Annotated in this window: 23 protein-coding genes and 1 tRNA gene; 18 read left to right on the top strand and 6 right to left on the bottom strand. The window is 62.7% G+C overall.

The window, feature by feature from the left end; genetic code table 11:
• Positions 1 to 9: 9 nt before the first annotated feature.
• Entirely contained in the window at positions 10 to 840 is an 831-nt protein-coding gene (locus AAC077_RS14610; RefSeq protein WP_339770846.1) for a glycosyltransferase family 2 protein, read from the bottom strand.
• Between the two features lie 129 nt (positions 841 to 969).
• Between AAC077_RS14610 and gndA the strand changes: the two genes are divergently transcribed.
• Positions 970 to 2,397, top strand: a complete 1,428-nt coding sequence (gene gndA / locus AAC077_RS14605; protein WP_339770844.1) for an NADP-dependent phosphogluconate dehydrogenase — start codon at positions 970 to 972, stop codon at positions 2,395 to 2,397.
• Here gndA and hrpB read toward each other — a convergent pair.
• Entirely contained in the window at positions 2,394 to 4,796 is a 2,403-nt protein-coding gene (hrpB, locus tag AAC077_RS14600; RefSeq protein WP_339770842.1) for an ATP-dependent helicase HrpB, read from the bottom strand. The genes gndA and hrpB overlap by 4 nt on opposite strands.
• A 94-nt stretch (positions 4,797 to 4,890) precedes the next feature.
• On the opposite strand from hrpB, the gene meaB reads away from it, so the two are divergent.
• The 4 genes from meaB to AAC077_RS14580 all read left to right on the top strand — a co-directional run bounded on the left by meaB (position 4,891) and on the right by AAC077_RS14580 (position 7,366).
• On the top strand, positions 4,891 to 5,871 hold the full coding sequence (meaB, locus tag AAC077_RS14595; protein WP_339770866.1) for a methylmalonyl Co-A mutase-associated GTPase MeaB: 981 nt from the start codon (positions 4,891 to 4,893) through the stop codon (positions 5,869 to 5,871).
• Positions 5,872 to 6,027: 156 nt separating this feature from the next.
• Positions 6,028 to 6,321 carry a 50S ribosomal protein L28 gene (rpmB, locus tag AAC077_RS14590; protein WP_339770840.1) on the top strand — a complete coding sequence of 98 codons (294 nt, stop codon included), beginning with the start codon at positions 6,028 to 6,030 and terminating at the stop codon, positions 6,319 to 6,321.
• Between the two features lie 126 nt (positions 6,322 to 6,447).
• Positions 6,448 to 6,795 (top strand): hypothetical protein, encoded by a 348-nt coding sequence (locus AAC077_RS14585; protein WP_339770839.1) that lies wholly within the window; start codon positions 6,448 to 6,450, stop codon positions 6,793 to 6,795.
• Positions 6,796 to 6,838: 43 nt separating this feature from the next.
• The gene (locus AAC077_RS14580; protein ID WP_339770837.1) at positions 6,839 to 7,366 is read left to right on the top strand and encodes a copper chaperone PCu(A)C; all 528 of its coding nucleotides are present in this window, start codon (positions 6,839 to 6,841) and stop codon (positions 7,364 to 7,366) included.
• Here AAC077_RS14580 and AAC077_RS14575 read toward each other — a convergent pair.
• A complete protein-coding gene (locus AAC077_RS14575) occupies positions 7,363 to 8,055 on the bottom strand; it encodes an NAD-dependent deacylase (protein WP_339770835.1) in 693 nt (230 codons plus the stop codon). The two genes, AAC077_RS14580 and AAC077_RS14575, sit on opposite strands and share 4 nt — an antisense overlap.
• Positions 8,056 to 8,111: 56 nt before the next feature.
• Entirely contained in the window at positions 8,112 to 9,077 is a 966-nt protein-coding gene (locus AAC077_RS14570; RefSeq protein ID WP_339770833.1) for a LysR family transcriptional regulator, read from the bottom strand.
• Positions 9,078 to 9,262: 185 nt separating this feature from the next.
• Between AAC077_RS14570 and AAC077_RS14565 the strand changes: the two genes are divergently transcribed.
• The 6 genes from AAC077_RS14565 to AAC077_RS14540 all read left to right on the top strand — a co-directional run bounded on the left by AAC077_RS14565 (position 9,263) and on the right by AAC077_RS14540 (position 12,399).
• Entirely contained in the window at positions 9,263 to 10,147 is an 885-nt protein-coding gene (locus tag AAC077_RS14565; protein ID WP_339770831.1) for a carbon-nitrogen hydrolase family protein, read from the top strand.
• Between the two features lie 79 nt (positions 10,148 to 10,226).
• The gene (infA, locus tag AAC077_RS14560) at positions 10,227 to 10,445 is read left to right on the top strand and encodes a translation initiation factor IF-1 (protein WP_005978431.1); all 219 of its coding nucleotides are present in this window, start codon (positions 10,227 to 10,229) and stop codon (positions 10,443 to 10,445) included.
• Between the two features lie 7 nt (positions 10,446 to 10,452).
• Positions 10,453 to 11,028 (top strand): Maf family protein, encoded by a 576-nt coding sequence (locus tag AAC077_RS14555; RefSeq protein WP_339770829.1) that lies wholly within the window; start codon positions 10,453 to 10,455, stop codon positions 11,026 to 11,028.
• Entirely contained in the window at positions 11,025 to 12,062 is a 1,038-nt protein-coding gene (locus AAC077_RS14550) for a ribonuclease E/G (protein ID WP_339770827.1), read from the top strand. Before AAC077_RS14555 ends, AAC077_RS14550 begins: the two co-directional genes overlap by 4 nt.
• On the top strand, positions 12,059 to 12,241 hold the full coding sequence (yacG, locus tag AAC077_RS14545) for a DNA gyrase inhibitor YacG (RefSeq protein ID WP_339770826.1): 183 nt from the start codon (positions 12,059 to 12,061) through the stop codon (positions 12,239 to 12,241). Before AAC077_RS14550 ends, yacG begins: the two co-directional genes overlap by 4 nt.
• A gap of 83 nt (positions 12,242 to 12,324) precedes the next feature.
• Positions 12,325 to 12,399, top strand: a tRNA-Phe gene (locus AAC077_RS14540).
• 314 nt (positions 12,400 to 12,713) lie between these two features.
• On the opposite strand, the gene AAC077_RS14535 is transcribed toward AAC077_RS14540, so the two are convergent.
• Together AAC077_RS14535 and AAC077_RS14530 are read right to left on the bottom strand one after the other, a co-directional pair.
• Positions 12,714 to 14,012, bottom strand: coding sequence for an FAD-binding oxidoreductase (locus tag AAC077_RS14535; protein ID WP_339770824.1), 1,299 nt, complete (start codon positions 14,010 to 14,012; stop codon positions 12,714 to 12,716).
• Positions 14,009 to 14,704 carry an HAD-IA family hydrolase gene (locus AAC077_RS14530; protein ID WP_339770822.1) on the bottom strand — a complete coding sequence of 232 codons (696 nt, stop codon included), beginning with the start codon at positions 14,702 to 14,704 and terminating at the stop codon, positions 14,009 to 14,011. The genes AAC077_RS14535 and AAC077_RS14530 overlap by 4 nt, the downstream gene beginning before the upstream one ends.
• A 110-nt stretch (positions 14,705 to 14,814) precedes the next feature.
• Between AAC077_RS14530 and AAC077_RS14525 the strand changes: the two genes are divergently transcribed.
• The 7 genes from AAC077_RS14525 (at position 14,815) to AAC077_RS14495 (ending at position 21,508) form a co-directional block, all read left to right on the top strand.
• Positions 14,815 to 15,753, top strand: a complete 939-nt coding sequence (locus AAC077_RS14525) for a LysR family transcriptional regulator (RefSeq protein WP_339770820.1) — start codon at positions 14,815 to 14,817, stop codon at positions 15,751 to 15,753.
• Positions 15,750 to 16,655 carry a LysR substrate-binding domain-containing protein gene (locus AAC077_RS14520; protein ID WP_339770818.1) on the top strand — a complete coding sequence of 302 codons (906 nt, stop codon included), beginning with the start codon at positions 15,750 to 15,752 and terminating at the stop codon, positions 16,653 to 16,655. The genes AAC077_RS14525 and AAC077_RS14520 overlap by 4 nt, the downstream gene beginning before the upstream one ends.
• A 90-nt stretch (positions 16,656 to 16,745) precedes the next feature.
• Complete coding sequence (locus AAC077_RS14515) at positions 16,746 to 18,269, top strand: FAD-dependent oxidoreductase (protein WP_339770816.1); 1,524 nt, start codon at positions 16,746 to 16,748, stop codon at positions 18,267 to 18,269.
• Positions 18,270 to 18,291: 22 nt separating this feature from the next.
• On the top strand, positions 18,292 to 19,134 hold the full coding sequence (locus AAC077_RS14510) for a transporter substrate-binding domain-containing protein (RefSeq protein ID WP_339770814.1): 843 nt from the start codon (positions 18,292 to 18,294) through the stop codon (positions 19,132 to 19,134).
• Between the two features lie 54 nt (positions 19,135 to 19,188).
• Positions 19,189 to 19,935 (top strand): amino acid ABC transporter permease, encoded by a 747-nt coding sequence (locus AAC077_RS14505; RefSeq protein WP_339770813.1) that lies wholly within the window; start codon positions 19,189 to 19,191, stop codon positions 19,933 to 19,935.
• A complete protein-coding gene (locus AAC077_RS14500; protein ID WP_339770811.1) occupies positions 19,932 to 20,732 on the top strand; it encodes an amino acid ABC transporter permease in 801 nt (266 codons plus the stop codon). The genes AAC077_RS14505 and AAC077_RS14500 overlap by 4 nt, the downstream gene beginning before the upstream one ends.
• 11 nt (positions 20,733 to 20,743) lie before the next feature.
• Positions 20,744 to 21,508: an amino acid ABC transporter ATP-binding protein gene (locus AAC077_RS14495; RefSeq protein ID WP_339770809.1), complete on the top strand. Its 765-nt coding sequence runs from the start codon at positions 20,744 to 20,746 to the stop codon at positions 21,506 to 21,508.
• Positions 21,509 to 21,547 lie beyond the last annotated feature (39 nt).

Raw genomic sequence — 21,547 nt, 5'->3', positions numbered from 1 at the left:
CTAAGACCTTCAGACGAGTTCAGGAAACCAGCCCGGCAACACACATTTGCAGTCCAGCTTGAACGACCGCGACCGCACCAGCCCGATCCTGGCGTCCACGGTCGGTCCCGCTGCCAGTTCCCGGCGCGCCATCTGCTCGGCGACCTGCCAGTCCACCGCATCCATCCGCATCACCTGACCCTGCACCTTGCGCGCCTCGTGCTCGGGGTCTTCCCAGGCCTTGCCGGGCAGCCCGTCACCAGGGCCGGATGCCACCTCGGCGCGGTGCACATTCGTTTCGGCCAATGCCGCGCGGTTGGCGAACTTCAGGTGCGCCAGAAACACACCATCCGGCATCACATAATCGAACTGTGCCACCCGCCGGGGGCGCACCTGCACGCCGTGGCGTTTCATCGGGATGCCGCCGCGCACCGCCCATGCCTTGCTGTAATGTCCTGAAAACACGCCAAAGGTGCCGTCATCGGTCTGCACCACCTCAAGCCCCAGCGCAAACAGCGCCTGACCTTTCTGGTCTGCGAACACGCTCTCCAAACTGTCATGTTTCGCCGGATCAAGGCAGATCAGCTCGTCTGTATCCGTGCGGATCACCCAATCGTACACTTCGGCCAATCCTGCCTGAATCCCGTTCAGCATCCGCCCGCGCACCCCGTCGAAGCCGGACAAATCGTCGCGCGGGACGGTCAGGATGCTGGCTTCGGGGCAGATTTGCGCGATCTTCGGGTCGGCGCCGTGGGCGACCACCACCAGATGCTCTGCCCCCACCAGCGCGCCATAGTGCCGATACCATTGCGCCAGCGCCCAGTAATCGCGGTAAACCATCGTGATTGCACAAATCTTCATGCCCGCATCTAGCCATCCCCGCGCGCCCGTCACAAGCCGGAAGATGCGCGCGGCACCATCGCCAAGGCTTGCCCCCACAGTCTCAGGGCGTATGTTTTATCGCAAACATCACAATACAGGCAAAAGTATATGGCGCAGCAAGACAGTCGGGCCCGGAATGGCGCCCAAATCGGCGTGTACGGTCTGGGCACAATGGGCAGCGCCCTGGCGTTGAATCTGGCCGATCACGGCTTTGACATGGCCGTGTCCAACCGCGAGGCCGACTGGATCGACAGCTTTCTGCCCGAAGCCGAGGGACTAAGCGGCACGGTCACAGGCCACGCCGACTTGGCAGATTTCGTCGCTGCGATTGCGACCCCGCGCACCATCCTGTTCATGATCCCCTCGACCAAGCCGATGGATGTGATGATCGACGCGATCACGCCACTGCTGTCCGACGGCGACACGATCATTGACGGTGGCAACGCCGATTTCAACGACACCCGGCGGCGCAGTGCGGCGCTGGACGGCACCGGCATCCACTTTGTCGGCATGGGTGTGTCGGGCGGCGAAGAGGGCGCACGGCATGGCCCGTCGATGATGGTGGGCGGGTCAGACCATTCATGGGCGCAGCTTAAACCGATGGCACAGGCGATTGCGGCCAAGTTTCGGGGCGACCCTTGCGTGGCCCACCTTGGCCCCGATGGTGCGGGCCATTTCGTCAAGACGGTGCACAATGGCATCGAATACGCCGATATGCAGATGATCGCCGAGGTTTACGGGTTGATGCGCGATCAGGCAGGGATGGACGCGGGCCAGATCGGTCAGGTCTTTGACGGCTGGCGCGACGGGCCGCTGGCGTCCTATCTGATCGACATCACGGCGCGGGCGCTGGCGTCGACCGATGCGGCCAGCGGCCTGCCCATCGTGGACGTGATCCGCGATCAGGCGGGGCAAAAGGGCACAGGTCGCTGGACCCTGATCGAAGCCTTGAAAATGGGTCAAAGCGCCTCGACCATCGAGGCAGCGGTGGGGGCACGCGGCTGGTCGTCCGAGGGCGACACCCGCCGCGCGGCGCAGGACCTTCTGGACCCTGCGACACAGGCTGCCGACTTGCCTGCCACGGATGACATGGAAAACGCCCTGCTGGCCGCACGCATCCTTGGCCACGCCCAAGGCTTCCGCGTGCTCTCTGCGGCCTCAGAGGAGTTCAACTGGGATCTGGACCTTGCCCGCATTGCCGAAATCTGGCGGGCGGGCTGCATCATCCGCTCGGCCCTGCTGGACGAGTTTGCGGAGGCTGTGCGCAGCGGTCTGCCGCACGGCCACCTCATCCTTGCCCCCGCTATGCGCACACGTCTGACAGCGGCCCTGCCGGGGCTGCGGCGTGTGGTTGCGGCGGCGGCGCTCAGCGGACAGCCGGTGCCGGCACTGTCGGCAGCGCTTGCATGGCACGACACCATGGCGTTGGGCCGTGGCACTGCAAACATGATCCAGGCGCAGCGGGATTACTTCGGCGCGCACGGGTTTGAACGGATGGATCAGGACGGTGCCCATCACGGCGACTGGCTGCGCTAGGTACGGCGTTTGGCGCGCAGCGTCGGGTCTTCTTGCGTCGGGTCCTCGGGCCATGGATGTTTGGGGTATTGCCCGCGCATGTCCTTGCGCACGTCGGCATAAGAGCTGGCCCAGAACCCCGGCAGGTCCATGGTGATCTGAATGGGCCGGTGCGCGGGGGACAGCAGGGTGACCTTCAGCGGTTTGCCCGCCACGGTGGGGTGACGGGTGACGCCGAACATCTCTTGCAGCCGCACCGCGATTTCGGGGGCGTCGCCGCTGTAATCAATCGGCACATTGCGCCCCAGTGGCGTGGTGAAGTGTGACGGCGCGGCGCGGTCAAGCGCTTGGGCCGCGTCCCAGTCCAGCCGCGCCTTGAGGGCCGGTGTCAGCTCGAACGCCTTCCAGTCGGCAGCGGTCCGCACGCCACCCAGATGCGGCAGCAGCCAGTCCTCTAGAGTCGTGATGAGGTGATCATCAGACCAGTCAGCGGCATCCACCAGCCGCGCCCGCGCCAGAAACCGCGCGGCCTTGGCCGAGGGCAGCAAGCCCAACTGCCGCACACCGTCCAGCATCGCCACGGCGATGTCCTCGGGCGGGGCATCGCGCCACGCGCGGTCCTCCAGCACCAGCGCGCCCAGCCGTTCCTGCTGTCGGGCCAGCACGCGGCCCTCGCGTTTGGACCAAAGGCACACGTCATGCCACGCAATCGCACCGCCAAATGTGGCGCGCAGGTCGGCGTCGCTGATCTCGGTCGCCTGCCGGATTTTTGCCTCGCGCGGGTCGCCGTCCAGATCGGTCGCCACGATCAGCCGCGCCCCTGCCAGCGCGTCGCCATCGGGCAGTATCGCGCCTTTGCCTCCTGATAGGACAAAGCGCGGGGCATCGCCCTTGCGGCGCAGCCCGATGCGGTCGGGGTAGGCCAGCGCCGCCATCGCCCCCAGCGACTGCGCATTGCCCGAGGTGCGCGATTTCAGTCGTTTCGCCTCTTGTCGCACCCGTGCCAGCGCGCCGCGTTGCACGGCGTTGCCGAACCGGTCGGGGCTGCGCAGGGCCTGCATCCGCAACCGCAGGTCGCTGCCCACGCCGCGCAGGATGTCACGCTCGGCCAGCAGGGCCGCCAGTTCCGCCGCACCCGCACCGCCGCGCACCAGCATATGCGCCAGACGCGGGTGTAGCGGCAGCCCCGACAGCGCGCGGCCATGGGCGGTGATGCGGCCCGCGTCGTGCAGCGCGTCCAGCATCCGCAACACCTCGACCGCCTCGTTGTAGCGACCCGGATGCGGCGGGGTGACAAAGCGCAGCGCGTCCGGCGTGGCCCCCCACAGCGCCAGTTCCAGCGCCATGCCCGTCAGGTCGCCTGCCTCGATCTCGGCAGGGGGGAAGGCGGCCAGCGCACCGTCTTCGCCGCGCGTCCACAGTTTGTAGCAATGGCCAGCCGCCACACGCCCCGCGCGGCCCGCACGCTGGGTGGCTTCGGCGCGGGTGACACGTTCGGTCACCAGCCGCGACATGCCGCTGGCGGCGTCAAACCGCGCACGCCGCGCCAGCCCTGCGTCCACCACGATGCGGATGTCGGGCAGGGTCAGCGAGGTTTCAGCGATGGCCGTGGCCAGCACCACCTTGCGGCCCGTTTTCGCGGGCGCAATCGCGGCGCGCTGGGCGGCAAAGTCCATCGCACCGAACAGCGGATGCACCGCCACGTCACTGCCAAAGCTGCCATCCAGCAACCCCTGAACCCGCCGGATTTCGCCTTCGCCCGGCAGGAACACCAGCGCGCTGCCGGATTGCGCGCGCAGGGCGTCGCGGACCAGATCGGCAACCGCCCCTTCCAGCCGCGCCTGACCGCGCGGACGGTCCAGCCAGTGCGGCGTCACATCAAATGCGCGGCCTTGGGATGTGACCAGCGGCGCGTTCAGCATCTCGGCCACGGGGGCGGCGTCTAGCGTGGCGGACATGACCACGAGATGCAGATCGTCGCGCAGCGCCTCGGCGACCTCAAGGCAGAGGGCAAGCCCCAAATCGGCGTTCAGGCTGCGTTCGTGGAATTCGTCAAAGATCACCACGCCGACGCCGGGCAGGTCGGGGTCAGACTGGATCATGCGGGTCAGGATGCCTTCGGTGACAACCTCTATGCGGGTGGTCTTGCCCACCTTCGCCTCGCCGCGCACGCGGTAGCCGACGGTGTCGCCCACGGACTGCCCCAGCGTTTCGGCCATGCGTTCGGCGGCGGTGCGCGCGGCCAGACGGCGCGGTTCCAGCATCAGGATGCGGCCCGCAAATCCGGCCTCCAGCAGGGCCAGCGGCACGCGGGTGGTCTTGCCTGCACCGGGGGGCGCTTGCAGGACCAGCCGCTTGTGCGCGGCGAGCTGAGTGCAGACCGTGTCCAGGACGTCATCAATGGGAAGGGCAAATGTCATGTCTGCGCTTATCTGCGAAACTGCGGTCAAGGCCAAGGCTGGACAAATCCGCGCCCAGACCGGAAAAACGGGGCCAAGCACGAAAGGCACGCAAATGGACATCACCGACACCGCCCAACGCATCACATCGGGCGACCGCCGTGCGCTCGCCCGCGCGATCACGCTGGTGGAAAGCGGGCGGGCCGATCACCGTGCGCAGGCGGCGGACCTGCTGGGGGCGCTGCCGCGCGAACGGCAAGCCTTGCGCATCGGGCTGTCGGGCACGCCGGGGGTCGGCAAAAGCACCTTTATCGAAAGCTTTGGCATGATGCTGACGGGGCAGGGGCTGCGCGTGGCGGTTCTGGCGGTCGATCCGTCTTCGGCACGCTCGGGCGGGTCGATTCTGGGCGACAAGACGCGGATGGATCAGTTGGCGCGCGAGCCAAAGGCGTTCATCCGTCCCAGCCCCAGCCAGACCCATCTGGGCGGCGTGGCGCGGCGCACCCGTGAAGCTGTGGCTCTGTGCGAGGCGGCGGGGTTCGACGTGGTGCTGATCGAAACCGTGGGCGTGGGCCAGTCGGAAACCGTGGTGGCGCAGATGGCGGATTTGTTTCTGCTGCTGCTGGCCCCTGCGGGCGGGGACGAATTGCAGGGCGTCAAACGCGGCATCATGGAAATGGCCGATGTGATTCTGATCAATAAGGCCGATGGCGACCTGAAAGCGACGGCGACCCGCACGTGCGCCGACTATGCCGGTGCGCTGCGGTTGCTGCGCAAACGTCCGCAAGATCCGGCCGGATTTCCCAAGGCAATGATGGTTTCGGCGCTGGAAGACACCGGCCTGAGCGCGGCTTGGGAGACGATGCAGGAGCTGGCAGGCTGGCGGCGCGAAAACGGGTTTTTTGACCGGACCCGGGCGGAACAGGCGCAATACTGGTTTGAACAGGACGTGCGTGCCGCGCTGCTGGCACAACTGGACGGGGCGCAGGCCCGCGCCGATATGGCGCGGCTGGGGGCCGAGGTGGCCCAAGGTCAGACCGATCCGGCACTGGCGGCACAACAGATGCTGGCCACACTGGGTCACAGACGGCAATGATCGTGCAATAAGGCGCGAAAACCTGTGCAATCCCGCTTGACCCGTCGTGCGATTCCCCCTATTGCCACCAGACGAATTTAGGGGCGCAGCTACGAGCAGCGCTTGTTGTCGTTTCGGGGACCGCCCTGACAGCGACCAGAACAAAAGGATAATCCCATGTCGCGTCGTTGCGAACTGACCGGAAAAGGCCCCATGTCTGGCAACAATGTCAGCCATGCGAACAACAAAACACGTCGTCGGTTTCTGCCGAACCTGAACGACGTTTCGCTGCAATCCGAAGTGCTGGGTCGCGCGATCAAGTTCCGCATCTCGGCTGCGGCGCTGCGCACTGTCGACCACCGTGGTGGTCTGGACGCGTTTTTCGCCAAGTCGAAAGATGACGAACTGTCGGCCAACGCGCTGAAAGTGAAAAAAGAGATCGCAAAAGCTTTGGCCGCCAACGCCGCCTGAAGCCTTTGAGGTTTACGAATTTGGCCCCGTCTGCTGTCGCAGGCGGGGTCGTTTCGTTTGTGCAGGGCATTTTGGCGCAGGCTGCGGTCCTTGTGTGTGAACGGGCGGGCGGCTAATGCTGCCGTCATGACCGTTTTGCGCCATATCACCCTGTGTCTTGCGATCCTGACGCTTGTCGTCACGGCACAAGCCTTTGCGCTGGCGCGCGGGGCGGCACCGGTTGCGGGGCAAATGGTGCTGTGTATCGGGACCGGGTCGGTCACCGTTAACATTGACGCCGACGGCCAACCCGTTGGCGCGCCTCATATTTGTCCCGATGCCGCACTGACGCTGCTGGGGCAGGACGTGGGTGTTTGGGCCGCCGAGAGGGTCGTGTCGATCCGCCGTGCCGAATATGCCGCCCGCCACGTGCCCGCGATGCCTGTGGCGGTTGCATCTGCCTATCTTTCGCGGGCGCCGCCTGTTTTGCTCTGAAAACCCCTTATCTTTTCAAGAGCAAAACAACGGACTTATTCACATGAAACTGACGAAATACCTAGGCGCTGCTGCGGTCACCACCCTGTTGTCCACAGCCGCCTTTGCCGACGGCATACTGGTACAGGACCCCTATGTGCGCACCTCGCGCCCCAACGCGCCAACGGCGGCGGCGTTCATGACGCTGGTCAACCAGTCCGACAGCGACGACCGCCTGATCGAGGCGCGCAGCGACATTGCCAAAAAGGTCGAACTGCACACCCACGTCGATCAGGGCGGTGGCGTGATGGCGATGACCCAGATCGAAAACGGCATTCCCGTGGCTGCCGGCCACACCCACGCGCTGGCGCGGGGCGGCGATCATGTGATGATGATGGGGCTGAACCGGTCACTGGCGCAGGGCGACGAGGTGACCGTGACTTTGGTGTTTGAGAACGCGGGCGAAGTCGAGGTAACCATTCCCGTCGACAACGAACGCAAGGCTGCCGAAGGTGCTGCGGGCTACAGCATGATGGACCATTCACAAATGGACCACTCCAAAATGGATCACAGCGCGGACAAGACAGACTAGGCGTTTAGCAGCTTGTCGACCCATTTCGGCACTGTCTCGCTGGCGGGGCCGAAGTGGGTTTCGTCGAATTGCGAGACCACCAACGACGGCTCTAGGTTCAACTCGACCGTCAGCGCGCCGTAAGCTGCGGCCGCCTGCACAAAGCCAGCGGCGGGGTAGACATTGCCGCTGGTGCCGATGGCCGCGAAAATGTCGGCCTCGCTCAGGCGCATTTCGATTTCTTCCATGTAATACGGGATTTCACCGAACCACACGATGTCAGGGCGTGCGGCGGGGCGGTTGCAGGCCGGGCAAAGCGTGCCCACGGCCATCTGTAGCGGCGCAGTCCAGCGGTGATCGCAGGCCGCGCACAGCGCCGAATCAAGCTGCCCGTGCATGTGCAACACATTGGTGGAGCCCGCTTTTTCATGCAGCCCATCCACGTTTTGCGTGACGACCAGCACATCGCCGGGCATCGCCGCCTCAAGCTGCGCCAGCGCGGTATGGCCTGCGTTGGGGATGGCTTCGGCTGCCTGTGCGCGGCGGGTGTTGTAGAAATCGACCACCAGTTGCGGGTCGCGTGCGAACCCTTCGGGGGTGGCCACGTCTTCGATCCGGTGCTGCGCCCACAGACCGCCTTCGTCGCGGAACGTGCCCAGCCCGCTTTCGGCGGAAATGCCCGCTCCGGTCAGGATCACGATTTTCGGCATGGCAGGGACCTTTCGTCTGGGCGTCGGCGCAGTCTGGAATGGCAGGGCGGGTCCGGTCAACCGTCCAGCACCCGCAAATCGCCCGCGAGCCAGGGCAATTGCGCCAGCGCGGGGGTGATCATATGCGCATCAATCAGCCGCCGCATGGTCTGGGCCACGCTGGCAGGCACTTCACCCGCCCAGTCGGCCCCGGCGAACAAAGAAATGGTGCGCGCAAACGGTTTGAACGGCAGGGTAAAGGCATCAACCTCGTCATGGAACCGCACCGCGCGCATATAGCCCAGCGGGGTCGTCACCGCCCAGCCGATGCGCCGCGCCACCATCGCCATCAGCGCCAGATGGCTGCCAATCTCGAACCGTTCGGGCAGATCCAGCTTTTGCCGCGCCAGATGCGCCTCGATCAGTCGGCCGATCAACTGGTTTTTTTCGTAGCGCAGGAAGGGCAGGTTGACCAATTGCGCCATCACGTCGTCGCCGCCCTTGATCGCCCCCTTGGGCGCGACCAGGATGAAGGGATCGCGCGCCAGCGGGTACTCCAGCACACCCTCGGTCACCGTGCCCGCACTGGCCGCAATCGCCAGGTGCAGCTTCTTGTCGGCGATGTCCTCAAGGATCTTGTGGCTGGGGGCTGTGATCAGCTTGAATTTGCAGTGCGTCAGGCTGTCGGCCAGAATCGTCACCAGTCGCGGCGTCAGGTCGTTGTCGAAATCGTCAATCAACCCGATGCTCAGCGCGCTGAGATGCGCCAGATCCATCACCGCCAGCTCGCTTTGCGCCAGTCGCAACTGCGCCAGCGCCGCTTCGGCCCGCCCCAAAAAGCTGTGGCCCGCAGGGGTCAGGCGCATGGGCCGTTTGCCGTGGTCGATCAGATCGGTGGCCAATGCGGTTTCCAGATTGCGCAACTGCTGGCTGACCGCGGGCTGGCTTAGGCCGGTGACAGCGGCGGCTTGCGCCACCGATCCGGTCGAGGCCAGCGCCTCGAACACTTCCAAGCCGCGCAGGGTGACGCCCTTGCTGATCATCGCTGTTGTCTCCAGTTTCGGGTTTTGTGAAACTTCGCGGGCGCTGGGTCAACCGTTCATAGAACTTTTACAATCTCTATCTTTGGCTTTCGTGATGTAAGGCCCAATGTTTCATCGCCTTGCAGGTGGGTCGAAATCGCGCGACACTTGGCGCTAAACCCATCTGAACAGCGCACGGAGCCGTCATGAAAATCGCAACCGCATCCTACCCGTTGGACGTGTTCCAAACCTGGGCCGACTACGAGGCCAAGCTGACGAAATGGGTGTCCGAGGCCGCCGGGCAGGGGGCCGATTTGCTGGTGTTTCCCGAATACGGCGCGATGGAGCTGGCCACGCTGGCGGGGCTGGACGTTGCTGCCGACCTTGAGGCATCGCTGCACGCGGTGTCCGACCGGTTGCCGGAAGCCGACGCGCTGCATGTGAAGCTGGCGGCAGAGTATAAGGTACATATCCTTGCGGCCTCGGCGCCCTATGTGCCTGCCGCTGGTCAGCGTCCCGTCAACCGCGCGCGCCTGTTTGCACCGACAGGGCAGGTGGGGGTGCAGGACAAGCAGATCATGACGCGATTCGAGGAAGAGGTGTGGGACGTGGTGCCGGGCAACGCGTTGCAATTGTTCGACACCGCCTTGGGCAAAATGGGCATCCTGATCTGTTATGACAGTGAGTTTCCCCTGTTGGCCCGCGCCCTGAGTGACGCCGACCTGATCCTGATTCCGTCGGTGACCGAGGCGCTGTCAGGCTACTGGCGTGTGCGCATCGGGGCGATGGCCCGTGCGCTGGAAACCCAATGCGTTACCGTCATGTCGTCGGTTGTCGGCCCGGCAGACTGGTCGCCTGCGGTGGACATCAGCGTGGGCGCAGGCGGCATTTATGGCCCGCCGGACAAGGGGTTTCCCGACACTGGCGTGCTGGCCGTGGGCGAAATAAACCAGCCCGGATGGACCTATGCGCAGGTCGATTTGCAGACCATTGCGCACGCCCGCACCGACGGCGTGGTTCTGAACCGGCGCAACTGGACACGGCAGGATTCGCGCAGCGATGCCGCGCTTGTGTGTAAATTACGCGAATAGCCCTTGAAAACAGGGGCCAATCGGCGCATTTACCCCCTTGTCCGCAAATTTCAGCGGACGGATTGCATATGGAGAGACCATGGCCAAGGAAGATACGCTCGAATTTCCCGGTGTCGTGAAAGAACTTCTGCCCAATGCGACGTTCCGGGTCGAGCTTGAAAACGGCCATGAGATCATCGCACACACGGCAGGCAAGATGCGCAAAAACCGCATCCGTGTTCTGGCTGGCGACAAAGTACAGGTCGAAATGACCCCCTACGATCTGACCAAGGGTCGGATCAACTACCGTTTCAAGTAAGGCCAAAGTGGCCTTTGTACTGGGATCAGGCAGTCCGAGACGCAAAGAGCTTCTCGGACAAATTGGCGTTGTGCCTGACGACATCCGCGCCCCCGACATCGACGAAACTCCGCAGGCGGGCGAACTGCCGCGCCCCTATTGCCAGCGGATGGCCCGCGAGAAGGTCGCCGCTGTTCAGGCGGATGCGGATGACGTTGTGCTATGTGCCGACACCACCGTGGCGCTGGGGCGGCGCATTCTGGGCAAACCTGCGGACGCAGCCGAAGCGGCGGCGTTCCTGTGGGCCATGTCGGGCCGCCGTCACCGCGTGATTACGGCTGTGGCCGTGCGCCGGGGCGATAGGTTGTGGGAACGCGACGTGGTCAGCACCGTGCGCATGAAGGTTCTGTCGAACGACGAGGTGAACGGCTATCTGGCCACCGGCGATTGGCAGGGCAAGGCAGGCGGCTATGGCATTCAGGGGCCTGCCGGCGCGTTGATCCCGTGGATTTCGGGGTCGTTTACCGGCATTGTTGGCCTTCCACTGGCCGAAACCGCCGGGCTGCTGAACGCGGCCGGCGTCAAGCTTTGGGGAAGCACATGAAGGGCAATACGATCATTCTGGACCATCTGGACGGGGCCGAAGCGGCCGCGCTGATGGTCGATGGCAAGCTGCACGATCTGATCATCGACAGCGACGCGCCCCGTCCCGGCACCGTGTACCGCGCGATTGCCGACAAGCCCGTCAAAGGGCAGGGCGGTATGTTCCTGAAAACCCCCGATGGCAGCGCGTTCCTGCGCCAGATCAAGGGGTTGGCGCCGGGGCAGGAAATATTGGTGCAGGTGTCGGGTTATGCCGAGCCGGGCAAGGCGATTCCGGTGACGCAAAAGCTGCTGTTCAAAAGCCGCTATGCCATCATCACCCCCGATGCGCCCGGGCTGAATGTCTCGCGGTCGATCCGCGACGACGATCTGCGCGACACGCTGCTGGAGATCGCGCACGAAACGATGGCCCCGGTTGCAGCGGAAGGCCGCGAGCTGGGGCTGATTCTGCGCTCAAGCTGCGCCGACGCCGATGCGGACGACATTGCCGACGACATTCTGGCGATGGCGACGCTGGCCCAAACCGTGCTGGACGACGCTGGCCACGGCGCCGAAGTGCTGACCGAAGGCGACGGCCCGCATATTCTGGCCTGGCGCGACTGGACCGATCCGGCAGAGGTGGTGACCGACGAAGGCAGCTTTGACGCGCACAGCGTGCTGGATGCCATCGACGCGGCGCGTGGCGCGTGGGTCGATCTGGGCGGCGGTGCGTCGATGTATGTCGAGGAAACCCGCGCGCTGGTCGCCGTGGACGTGAACACCGGCAACGACGCCTCGCTGGCGGGCGGGCTGAAAGCGAACCTTGCGGCCGCCCGTGCCCTGCCCACAGCCCTGCGTGTGCGCGGTCTTGGCGGTCAGATCGTGATGGATCTGGCACCCATGCCCAAGAAGGACCGCCGCACCTTTGAAAGCGCGCTGCGCGCCGCCCTGCGTGGCGATACGATTGAAACGGCGCTGGTGGGCTGGACCCCGCTGGGCCACATGGAACTGCAACGCAAACGCGCCCGCGCGCCGCTGCCACCCGAGGCCGTATGACCTGTCCGATCTGCAAATCTGAAACTGTGCACAAATACCGCCCCTTCTGCTCGCGCCGCTGCGCGGATATTGATCTGGGCCGCTGGGCAAACGGTGATTACGCGGTGCCGTCCAATGATCCCGAAGACATCGAAAAAGCACTGGACGCGCTGGAAGCAGAGGTGCGCAAACCGCATTGACGATATTGGTTAAAAAGCCTCTGGACACCGCCCGCCAACCCCCCTAGAAACCGCCTCACCCCGATTGCAACGCAATCACCCGTGCCCGGGTAGCTCAGGGGTAGAGCAGTGGATTGAAAATCCTCGTGTCGGTGGTTCGATTCCGCCCCCGGGCACCACTATTACAAAATGAAGATATTCCATACTTTGTGCTTTCAGCGTTGTGCAAAAAAGCGCGTCTGTTCATTGGGTGCCGTATGGGTGTGCAATGTCCCTTAGGCAGTGTTTCGCACTGGTTTAAGGGCACAATTGCTTGTTTGCGGGCGATTAGGTCACCGAACTTTGCGGACACTGTACAGCGCGCACCTCATTCAGCCCTGCGTTGCGGCGCTGGCGTAACGGCGCCGTCCCATAGGACACTGACGTTGATGATGTCTGTCGCGCACGTCCGCTAAAGTGCGCGGGCGCTGACGTCAGACAGGCAGCGCCACCCTTACATGCCCATAGCGTCCAGGATCTCATAATAGGATGTGGTGGCACGGACCGCCACAGCACGCAGAGGGTAGAACGGAACCTTTGGCAGGTTTGCCCGTGCGATCATGCCAAGGTCATGGGGCTGACCGGTCATCTGGCGGGCGATCTGGTCGCCTACAAATCCGGACATAGCGACGCCAGTGCCGTTGAAGCCGGCGGCATAGGTTACGCGCGGTGACATGGCCCCCGCATGGGGCAGTCCGTCAAAGGTCAGGGCGACCTGTCCGGACCAACGGTGTTCGATGGACGTTTCGCGCAGGTCAGGGAAAATCTTGACCATCGCGGTTGCAAGCCGTTGAAATGCGGCCGGCGCGTCGACTGCACCCAATGCACCGCGCCCGCCGAAGATGATCCGCCCGTCCACCTTTCGGAACCAACGCATCATGCGCCGTGTCTCTGTGTAGCTTCGGGCCTTGCCCAGCAGGCGGCGGTCCAGGTCTTCGGACAGCGGTTCGGTCGCGATCATCGCGCTGCGAAACGGAACCAGACTGCGCGCGACGGGTTTGGCCGCAGATGTCAGCCAGGAATAGGCATTGGTAGCAAGCAGCACCCGATCCGCCGTCACTGTGCCACCGGGTGTTGGAATGGCTACCTGACCTTGGCGCTCGTCAATGGAAAGCGCCGAGGTTTGGGAAAACAGCGCAATCCCGCGCGCCTGCGCCGCGGCCCAGAGTTGCAAAAGATAGGCCAGCGGCTGAATGGTGCCCGCACCGTTCTGCAACACGCCACCGACAAAATGGGAAGAGCCGGTTTCAGCCGCCACCGCATCGGCGTCCAGCACCTGCAAACCGGTGTCGCCCAGCGTATCGCGCAGCCAGTCGGCTTCTTGCCGGGCATGGTCGAACGCCTTTGCGGAATGGGCACATTTCAGTGCGCCATCCTTGCGAAAGCCGGTGTCTTTAAGGTCAAGATCGTCAATGCTACGGATCAGATGATCGACGCTGCCTGTCGCAATGTCATGCATTCGGCGTGCCATGTCGATCCCTTCGGATTTGGCCATTTCGGCAAAGCCGCGCCTGAACTTGGCAGAGACGACGCCGCCGTTTCGCCCGCTGCCGCCTGTCCCAGGCATCCCGGCTTCCAGCACCACGACGCTAAGCCCCGCGGCGGCGAGGGTCAGTGCCGCGTGCAGGCCGGTATAGCCGCCGCCCACGATCGCAACGTCACAGGAAATATCCTGCGTCAACGCGGGGAAATCAGCCCCGCTTCCGATCTGGTCACGCCAGAGCGATTTCGCTGGCGGCGGCAGCACGGTCATGCTGTTGCGAACACGGCATCAGCCAACGCACCCAGGCTAGGCACGCGCAGATCGGGTTCGGTGAATGTCGCGGGATCGGGCGTGGCACCGTAGCCTGCCTGATCATGCCGCCGTTCGATCCAGCAAGTTGTGTAGCCCAGCGATTTTGCGACGCCGATGTCGTGGTGCTGGCTTTGCGCGACGTGCAGGATTTCGCTTTGCTTGTAGCCGTGTGCCGACTGTCGCCCGCGGTTAAAGGCAAAGAATTCGGGGTTCGGCTTGGCGCATTGGGCCTCGTCACAAGTGACGGCATCGTGGAACGGCAGCCCCAACCGATGCGCATAAGAGGTGTAGGCCGTGCGGTCGGCGTTGGTCATCGCAACCAGCCGGAATCGGGTGCGCAGACGGGCCAGCGCCTCGACTGAATCTGCAAAGGCCGGCCACTCCAGCACCGAGAGTTGAAAGTCGCGCGCCGCCTCGGGCGTTGCGACCAGATCAAGCTCTTTTGCCAGATGCATATAGACATCGGAAAAGACTTCGCTTGAGCGGCCATAGTTCAGATCTCGGCCCGCCATGTAGGGGCCAAAGATGTCGTCGTCGGACAGATCAGGGCGACCGCCAATCCGCCGGACAGCGTCAAGTACGCCCTTTTCGAAATCAATGCAGGTGCCGACAATGTCGAACGTCAGAACTTTGAAAGGGGTGAAATCCATGAAACCCTCATGCTGGAGGCCCCTCAGGGCGGTTGCGTTGCGGCGAATATGGTTCAGATGCTGTGAAATGGGCAATTGCCAAATTCTGAGGGTTTCCATAAACTGTGGTAATGAATGGACTGCGTCGTAAATTGCCCTCTGCCAATGCGCTCTTTGTGTTTGAAGCGGCGGCGCGGCATGAAAATTTCACCCGCGCCGCGGAAGAGCTGAACGTGACCCAGCCTGCTGTCAGTCGCGCGCTTGCGGGTCTGGAAGAGCATCTTGGCGCGCAATTGTTCCTGCGCGGCAAACCGGGTGCGCGGCTGACGGAAAGCGGTAGAATGCTGAAAACCGCCGTAGAATCAGCGTTCTTGCAGATTGATCGCGTTCTTCACCAGATCGAAGAGCGCCGGACCGGCAAGGTGCAGGTCACATTGTCAGTCTCTACCGCCTTCACGACGCATTGGCTGATGCCGCGGATCTCGCGGTTTCAGGCGCGCTTTCCTGACGTCGATCTACGGTTTCAGCTTATTGCAGGTCAGGTCATGGGGCCGACCAATGGCGTGGATATTGCCATGCGCTATGGCGTTGTTCCAGATACTGCCGGACGGTTTGTCATGCGTGAGTCTTATGTCCCTGTCTGCGCGCCCGGCTATCTGAGCCCGCCGCCAAAGGACGGTCCCGCGCTGATCCGGCTGGAAGGCGAGGCCTCGGACGAGCTGGCCGATCTGATGGTCGGCATGGGGTTGCGGCGCGAGGCGCAATTGGGGTTTTCGGATTATTCCGTTGTGATTCAGGCCGCACTTTTGGGGCAGGGGATCGCCGCGGGCTGGATGAACATCGTCAGCCACTGGATGAACGAAGAGCAATTGGTTCCAGCGGTGAACAAACAGGTTTGCCCCGGACGTGAATGCCGCATTCTGGCGCGAACGACTGGTGACCATGCCGATGTGGTGCAAGACGTCAGCACTTGGCTGGTCAGTGAAATTCAGTCCGATCTGATGGCCATCGCCACGCGCTATCCGGCGTTGGGTGTTGATGCGCTGCTGGAACCAGGGGCGGGCAAATGAGACTGCACCCTTCCATTTACGAGGCGTTCCAGGTTGTGATGCGCACAGGGACCATTTCCGGTGCCGCCGAGGTTCTGGGGCGCAGCCAGCCTGCGGTCAGCCGGATGATCGACAAATTGGAAGGCAGCGTCGGCGTCAAGTTATTCGAGCGGCGAAAGGGTCGGGTCGTTCCCACCCACGCGGCGCATCTGCTGCTGGATGAGGTGGAGCGCCTGTTTGTGACGCTGTCCTCGCTGGATGACTTCAGCCGCCGCATGGAAGAGGGCGCGGATGGCGGTGTCCGTATCGCCGCGCTGCCGGCGCTTGGACTGGATTTTCTGCCCGAGGTTATTTCGAGGTTCTCACAAGAGCGGCCGCTGGCGCGGGTCAAATTGAATGTCAGGATGTCGGTCAGCGTCGAGAAATGGGTGGCCACGCAGCAGGTTGATTTCGGTCTGGCCGAGACACCCTTCCAGCTTTCGGGTTTTCACACCCGGCTTTTTGCCGACACCAGCTATATCACCGCGATCCCGGCGGATCATCCACTTGCCGACCGCGAGGTCGTGCGGCCGGAAGATCTTTCGGGTGAACGCCTGATTGGCTGGACGGTATCGGTTTCGGCGCGGCGTATCTTTGACGACATCATGCAGGGCGCCGGTATCATCCCGCAGCAACTGACCGAGACAACCATGTCCGCCCCGATGTGCAGCATGGTCAAACGCGGGTTGGGATTGGCTGTGGTTGATCCCTTCACTGCATGGGCCAACCGCGACCCCAGCATCGTGTTCCGGCCCTTTCTGCCGCAGATCCCGTGCCGTTTTGCCCTGCTTGAGCCCGACACGCGCACGCCGACGGTTCTGGCAACCGAGCTGATCGGCCATGCGGAAACGCTGAGGGACGAGGTGCTTGCCGGAATGGGGTAAAGCGCGCCTTGGTTCAGTATGCGCAAAACGGATATTGAAAGGTTAACTTTGCATTTTGATTCTAATGGGTGATTTGCTCTAGTACGGTCCATGAACCTGAACCAGCCACCAGAATGCTGTGCGCAAATCTTTGATGCCGTCATCGTCGGAGGCGGCGTCAATGGCACGGCAGCGCTGCGCGCGTTGGCCGGTGCAGGGTACAAAGTGATGCTGGTCGAGGCCGAAGATCTGGGATCGGGCGCCAGCGGTCGGTCATCGCGCATGTTGCATTGCGGGCTGCGCTATCTTGAGAACCCCGAACCGGTCAGAAACGCGATCCGCCATCCCATTCGGTTTGCGCGGGCGTTGCGTATGGCACGCGATGCGATGCAGGCGCGGGCCGAACTGGCGCAGGACGAAACAGTTGGTACGCGGGCGATAGAGCTGTCGTTTCCGGTCTGGCGCGACGGTCCGTTTCCACGCTGGCAGCTTGAGGCCGGTCTGCGACTTTTGCGGCAGATTGGTCCGTCCGGGGTTCCGCTGGACATCAGGTCGCGCGACGCCATTGCCACGCGGGTGCATCCCATCGGTCGTCACTTGCGCGATCAGGACAGGCTGCGCGGCATGGTCAGCTTTCGCGAGTATCTGTTCACCGCGCCCGAGCGTCTGTGCATCGACAATGCGCTGGACGCAGAGGCCCGCGGTGCAAAGCTGCGGCTGATGACCCGTGCGGAATTGCGGGGCAGGGACGCAGAAGGGATCTGGCGTGTGGGGCTTGATGGCCCTGACGACAGCACCGAAGTGCGTGCCCGCGTGGTTCTGAATATGGCCGGAAGCTGGGCAGACGGGCTTGCCAGTTTTGGCAAGCGTCTGGTGCGCGGGACCAAGGGTGCGCATATCATCGTGCGGCTGCCTGAAGGGTTCGCCGACCGGGGGATCGCCACGGTGCATCGGGGCGGTCACCCCTTCTATGGCCTGCCGCTGGGGCAGGACCGGTTCTATTTCGGCCCGACCGAGACGCCCTTTGAAGGCGACGCACGCAATGTGCATGCCGATTGCGCCGATCTTGAGTTCCTGCTGGGCGAGGCGAACCATCTTTTGCCGGGGCTCGGCCTGACGCTGAAGCACGTGGAACAATGCTGGGCCGGCGTGCGCCCGCTGACCGAGGATGCACAGCGCCCGATGGGCGCGCGTGAACGCAAGGTGCACGATCTGGCACCACAGGGATTTGAAAACGTATTGGCAATGACCGCAGGGCCGGTAATGAGCCTGCGCAGCGCAGGACGACGCATGTTGTCCGAGGTCGCCGCGCGGATCGGCCCGCCCAAAGCCCGCGCGACGGTTGGTCTGGGCCATACCACACAAGCCCCGACCGACGCGGTGACGCTGGCCGTGACCCATGAACATGCGCCGGACCTTTATGCGGTTCTGGCACGTCGGACCGGTGCGATCTGGTCGGGGATGGTCAGCCGCGAGGATGCAACGCAGACCGCCGACACGATTGCCCCGCTGTTCGGCTGGACCGAACAGGCCAAAACCTCGGAGATCGAGGCATTCCTGAAGCGACAAGAGACGGAATTCTGCGTGCCACGGCACGACAGGAAAAGGCCGGATCAACCGGCAATGCGACCATGAAAATACCAACAAGGAGAAACCAATGAACATGATGAAAACATTGCTAGGTACCATCGCTTTGGCGGCTTTGACCGCCACGACGGGGCTGGCGCAGGATGTGACAAACGACCGCTTCAAGGACGTTCTTGAGCGCGGTGTGCTACGCGTCGGCGTGCAAGGCGCATTTAAACCCTGGGCGTTTCGTGCACCCGACGGCGCCGTGCAGGGGATCGAAGTGGACCTGGCGCAAACCGTCGCCGACCGCATGGGTGTGACGTTGGAAACCGTGGTGATTTCTTCGGCAAACCGCATGGAATTTCTGCAACAGGGCAAGATCGACCTGCTGATCGGCGCCATGTCCGACCGCCCCGACCGTCGCAAGGTTGTCGGTATCGTCGAGCCTGCCTATTGGACTTCTGGCCCGACGCTGATGGCCAAAACCGGTGTGATCAGTTCGTGGGATGACATCCGGGGCAAGCCGGTTTGCGGCAAACAGGGCGTCTTCTACAACAAGATCGCCGAAGTCGAGTTCGGTGCAAATGTCGTGGCCTTTGGCGGCAACACCGAAGCCAAGGAAGCCCTGCGTTCGGGCAAATGCGTGGCGTGGGTCTATGACGACACTTCGATCTCGGCTGATATCGCGAGCGGTGAGTGGGAAGGCTATGAAATGCCGGTCGACACCGTGTTTTCGAACCCCTGGGGTCTTGCGGTCCCCATCGAAGAGCAGAACGGCATTTGGGGCACCTTCATGTCCGGCATGGCCTATAACTGGCACAAGGACGGCACGTTGATCGCGCTGGAAGAAAAGTGGGGTGTCAAACCGTCCCCTTGGATCGCTGCCATGCATGACCAGTTGCAGTACGACAGCTCTTATCTGGAAAACTGATACATGCGGGGGGACCACGTCCCCCCGGATTGACCGCCTAACAGGATGACACCCGTGCTGGACCTTATCGCGCCGTTTTTCGAGCGGCTAAATGACACCACCGGGCTCAACTTCTCAACGTTTTACGATTCCTATGATTGGGGTCGGCTGATGGAGGGAATGTGGGTTTCGATCAAGCTTATCACTGCAATCATCGCGCTTTCTCTGGTGATCGGGGTGATTGGTGCCGGGGCACAGACCTCGCGCTTGCGACCCGTGCGCTGGGTCGTGGCGGCCTATATCGAAATCTTCCGCAACACACCGCCCATTGTGCAGTTGCTGTTCTTCTACTTCGGTCTGGGGGCGATCACACCGCAGGTCGATATGGGGGGCTGGTACGAGCCGATGATCGGCAGCTTTGGCTGGGCGGTTATTGCAATCGGCATTTTCGGTGGCAGCTACAACGTTGAAATCTTCCGCTCGGGGATCGAAGCGGTGCCGGATTCGACAAAGGAAGCGGCCGAGGCGCTTGGGTTTTCGGGGTTCAAGATATTCGTTTATGTCACCTTCCCACTGGCCGTGCGTATCTGTTTGCCTGCGCTGACAAACAACATCGTCTCGCTCGCCAAGACATCTTCGCTGGCTTACGTGATTGCGGTTCCCGAAATTACGTATTCGCTCAGCGGTATCTGGTCCGACAGCCTGAACGTGCCGGAAATGATGCTGCTTCTTTTTGTCTATTATATCGTTCTGATTGCGATCATCGCCCGGATCATGACCGCCATCGAACGCAAACTTGCGCTGCCGGGGTACGGTCAATGATGTCAAACTGGACCGTAACCCGCGTGACGTGGCGTGCCCCCGTACTGGCCGCCGGTCTGTGTCTTCTGGCGGCTGTCGGCGCGATGGCACAGGACGGATCAGCCGGTCGCCCTTCGGCGCTGGCCTCGCTGGTGATCTGGATGCCCTTCATTCTGAAAGGATTCGGATTGAACCTGCTGATGAGCGTTCTGGCCATGACCTTTGCTACAATCACGGGCGTCATTCTGGGATTCATGCAGATCAGCCCCGTCGCTCTGATCCGGGTGCCCGCCAAGCTTGTCACAAACCTTTTTCGCAACTCGCCCTGGCTGGTGATCTTGTTTGCGATAATGTTCCTTGTGCCGTTCCAGATCACCTTGCCGGGGGGTGACAAGGTGATGATTCCCGATTGGGTCAAGGCAACCTTTGGCTTTGCCTTGCCGGTCATGGCCAATGTTTCCGAAATCCTGCGCGGCGCGGTCGTGTCGATCCCATCTGGCCAATGGGAAAGCGCCGAAAGCCTTGCGTTCACCCGCGCTCAGACGCTGCGCCATGTTATCCTGCCGCAATGTATCCGCCGGATGTTGCCGCCTTGGATGAACTGGTACGCTCTGCTGACGCTGATGACACCGATGGCCGCAATTCTGGGTGTCAACGAGGCACTGGGCAATACGCAGGCGGCGATGGAAGCCGCCGGCTCGCGGCCCGAATTCCTTATCCCCTTCTATCTGTTCCTGATGACGATCTTCTTTGTCTTCATCTATCCGCTATCCGTTTACACCCGCCGGCTTGAGAAACGCTTTGCGGCGGTGTCCTGACAGGAGACTTTATGACTATCTCCCCTACCAATACCTGGACCTCCGCGCAGCCCATCGTGTCGCTGCACGGTGTCCACAAAAGCTTTGGCACCTTCGAGGTTCTCAAAGGCATCGACATCGACGTGATGAAAGGTGAGGTGGTCTGTATCATCGGGCCGTCAGGGTCTGGCAAGTCTACGCTGATCCGCACCATCAACGGGCTGACACCGGTCACCAAGGGATCGGTCAAGGTCGAAGGGCTGGAGGTGCACGATGCCAAACTCAACAAACTGGCGCTGCGGCGCAAGGTGGGGATCGTGTTCCAGCAGTACAACCTTTTCCCGCACCGCACGGTTTTGCAGAACGTGATGATGGCGCCGCTGCTGGTGCTTAAGGAAAACCGCCACGAGGTTAAGGAACGCGCCCGCGCCCTGCTGGCCAAGGTCAAGCTGCGCGACAAGGAAGATGCCTATCCCGCTGAACTGTCAGGGGGGCAGCAACAGCGCGTCGCGATTGCGCGCAGCCTGTGCATGCGTCCCGACGTGATGCTGTTCGACGAGGTGACCGCAGCACTTGACCCCGAAACGGTCAAAGAGGTTTTGGTGACGATCAAGGATCTGGCGGGTGACGGCATGACCTGCATGCTGGTGACGCACGAAATGGGCTTTGCCCGCGAGATTTCGGACCGGGTCTATTTCACCGACGCCGGGCGCATCGTGGAAAGCGGCCCGCCGTCTCAGATTTTTGAAACCCCGCAAGACCCGCGCACGCAAGAATTCCTGTCCAAGGTGCTTTGAGCGTCCACTCGGCGAGAGACGAACATTAATACAGGAAAC

The organism is uncultured Pseudosulfitobacter sp., from assembly GCF_963976325.1.
Lineage (GTDB): Bacteria > Pseudomonadota > Alphaproteobacteria > Rhodobacterales > Rhodobacteraceae > Pseudosulfitobacter.
The sequence above is the reverse complement of the archived record's forward strand: the minus strand, read 5'-3'. Positions and strand labels throughout refer to the sequence as shown.

Excerpts from the sequence above, each read along its gene's own strand:
- AAC077_RS14610 (WP_339770846.1), bottom strand. The coding sequence starts at position 840 with ATGAAGATTTGTGCAATCACGATGGTTTACCGCGATTACTGGGCGCTG.
- gndA (WP_339770844.1), top strand. The coding sequence starts at position 970 with ATGGCGCAGCAAGACAGTCGGGCCCGGAATGGCGCCCAAATCGGCGTG.
- hrpB (WP_339770842.1), bottom strand. The coding sequence starts at position 4,796 with ATGACATTTGCCCTTCCCATTGATGACGTCCTGGACACGGTCTGCACT.
- meaB (WP_339770866.1), top strand. The coding sequence starts at position 4,891 with ATGGACATCACCGACACCGCCCAACGCATCACATCGGGCGACCGCCGT.
- rpmB (WP_339770840.1), top strand. The coding sequence starts at position 6,028 with ATGTCGCGTCGTTGCGAACTGACCGGAAAAGGCCCCATGTCTGGCAAC.
- AAC077_RS14585 (WP_339770839.1), top strand. The coding sequence starts at position 6,448 with ATGACCGTTTTGCGCCATATCACCCTGTGTCTTGCGATCCTGACGCTT.
- AAC077_RS14580 (WP_339770837.1), top strand. The coding sequence starts at position 6,839 with ATGAAACTGACGAAATACCTAGGCGCTGCTGCGGTCACCACCCTGTTG.
- AAC077_RS14575 (WP_339770835.1), bottom strand. The coding sequence starts at position 8,055 with ATGCCGAAAATCGTGATCCTGACCGGAGCGGGCATTTCCGCCGAAAGC.
- AAC077_RS14570 (WP_339770833.1), bottom strand. The coding sequence starts at position 9,077 with ATGATCAGCAAGGGCGTCACCCTGCGCGGCTTGGAAGTGTTCGAGGCG.
- AAC077_RS14565 (WP_339770831.1), top strand. The coding sequence starts at position 9,263 with ATGAAAATCGCAACCGCATCCTACCCGTTGGACGTGTTCCAAACCTGG.
- infA (WP_005978431.1), top strand. The coding sequence starts at position 10,227 with ATGGCCAAGGAAGATACGCTCGAATTTCCCGGTGTCGTGAAAGAACTT.
- AAC077_RS14550 (WP_339770827.1), top strand. The coding sequence starts at position 11,025 with ATGAAGGGCAATACGATCATTCTGGACCATCTGGACGGGGCCGAAGCG.
- yacG (WP_339770826.1), top strand. The coding sequence starts at position 12,059 with ATGACCTGTCCGATCTGCAAATCTGAAACTGTGCACAAATACCGCCCC.
- AAC077_RS14535 (WP_339770824.1), bottom strand. The coding sequence starts at position 14,012 with ATGACCGTGCTGCCGCCGCCAGCGAAATCGCTCTGGCGTGACCAGATC.
- AAC077_RS14530 (WP_339770822.1), bottom strand. The coding sequence starts at position 14,704 with ATGGATTTCACCCCTTTCAAAGTTCTGACGTTCGACATTGTCGGCACC.
- AAC077_RS14525 (WP_339770820.1), top strand. The coding sequence starts at position 14,815 with ATGAATGGACTGCGTCGTAAATTGCCCTCTGCCAATGCGCTCTTTGTG.
- AAC077_RS14520 (WP_339770818.1), top strand. The coding sequence starts at position 15,750 with ATGAGACTGCACCCTTCCATTTACGAGGCGTTCCAGGTTGTGATGCGC.
- AAC077_RS14515 (WP_339770816.1), top strand. The coding sequence starts at position 16,746 with ATGAACCTGAACCAGCCACCAGAATGCTGTGCGCAAATCTTTGATGCC.
- AAC077_RS14510 (WP_339770814.1), top strand. The coding sequence starts at position 18,292 with ATGAACATGATGAAAACATTGCTAGGTACCATCGCTTTGGCGGCTTTG.
- AAC077_RS14500 (WP_339770811.1), top strand. The coding sequence starts at position 19,932 with ATGATGTCAAACTGGACCGTAACCCGCGTGACGTGGCGTGCCCCCGTA.
- AAC077_RS14495 (WP_339770809.1), top strand. The coding sequence starts at position 20,744 with ATGACTATCTCCCCTACCAATACCTGGACCTCCGCGCAGCCCATCGTG.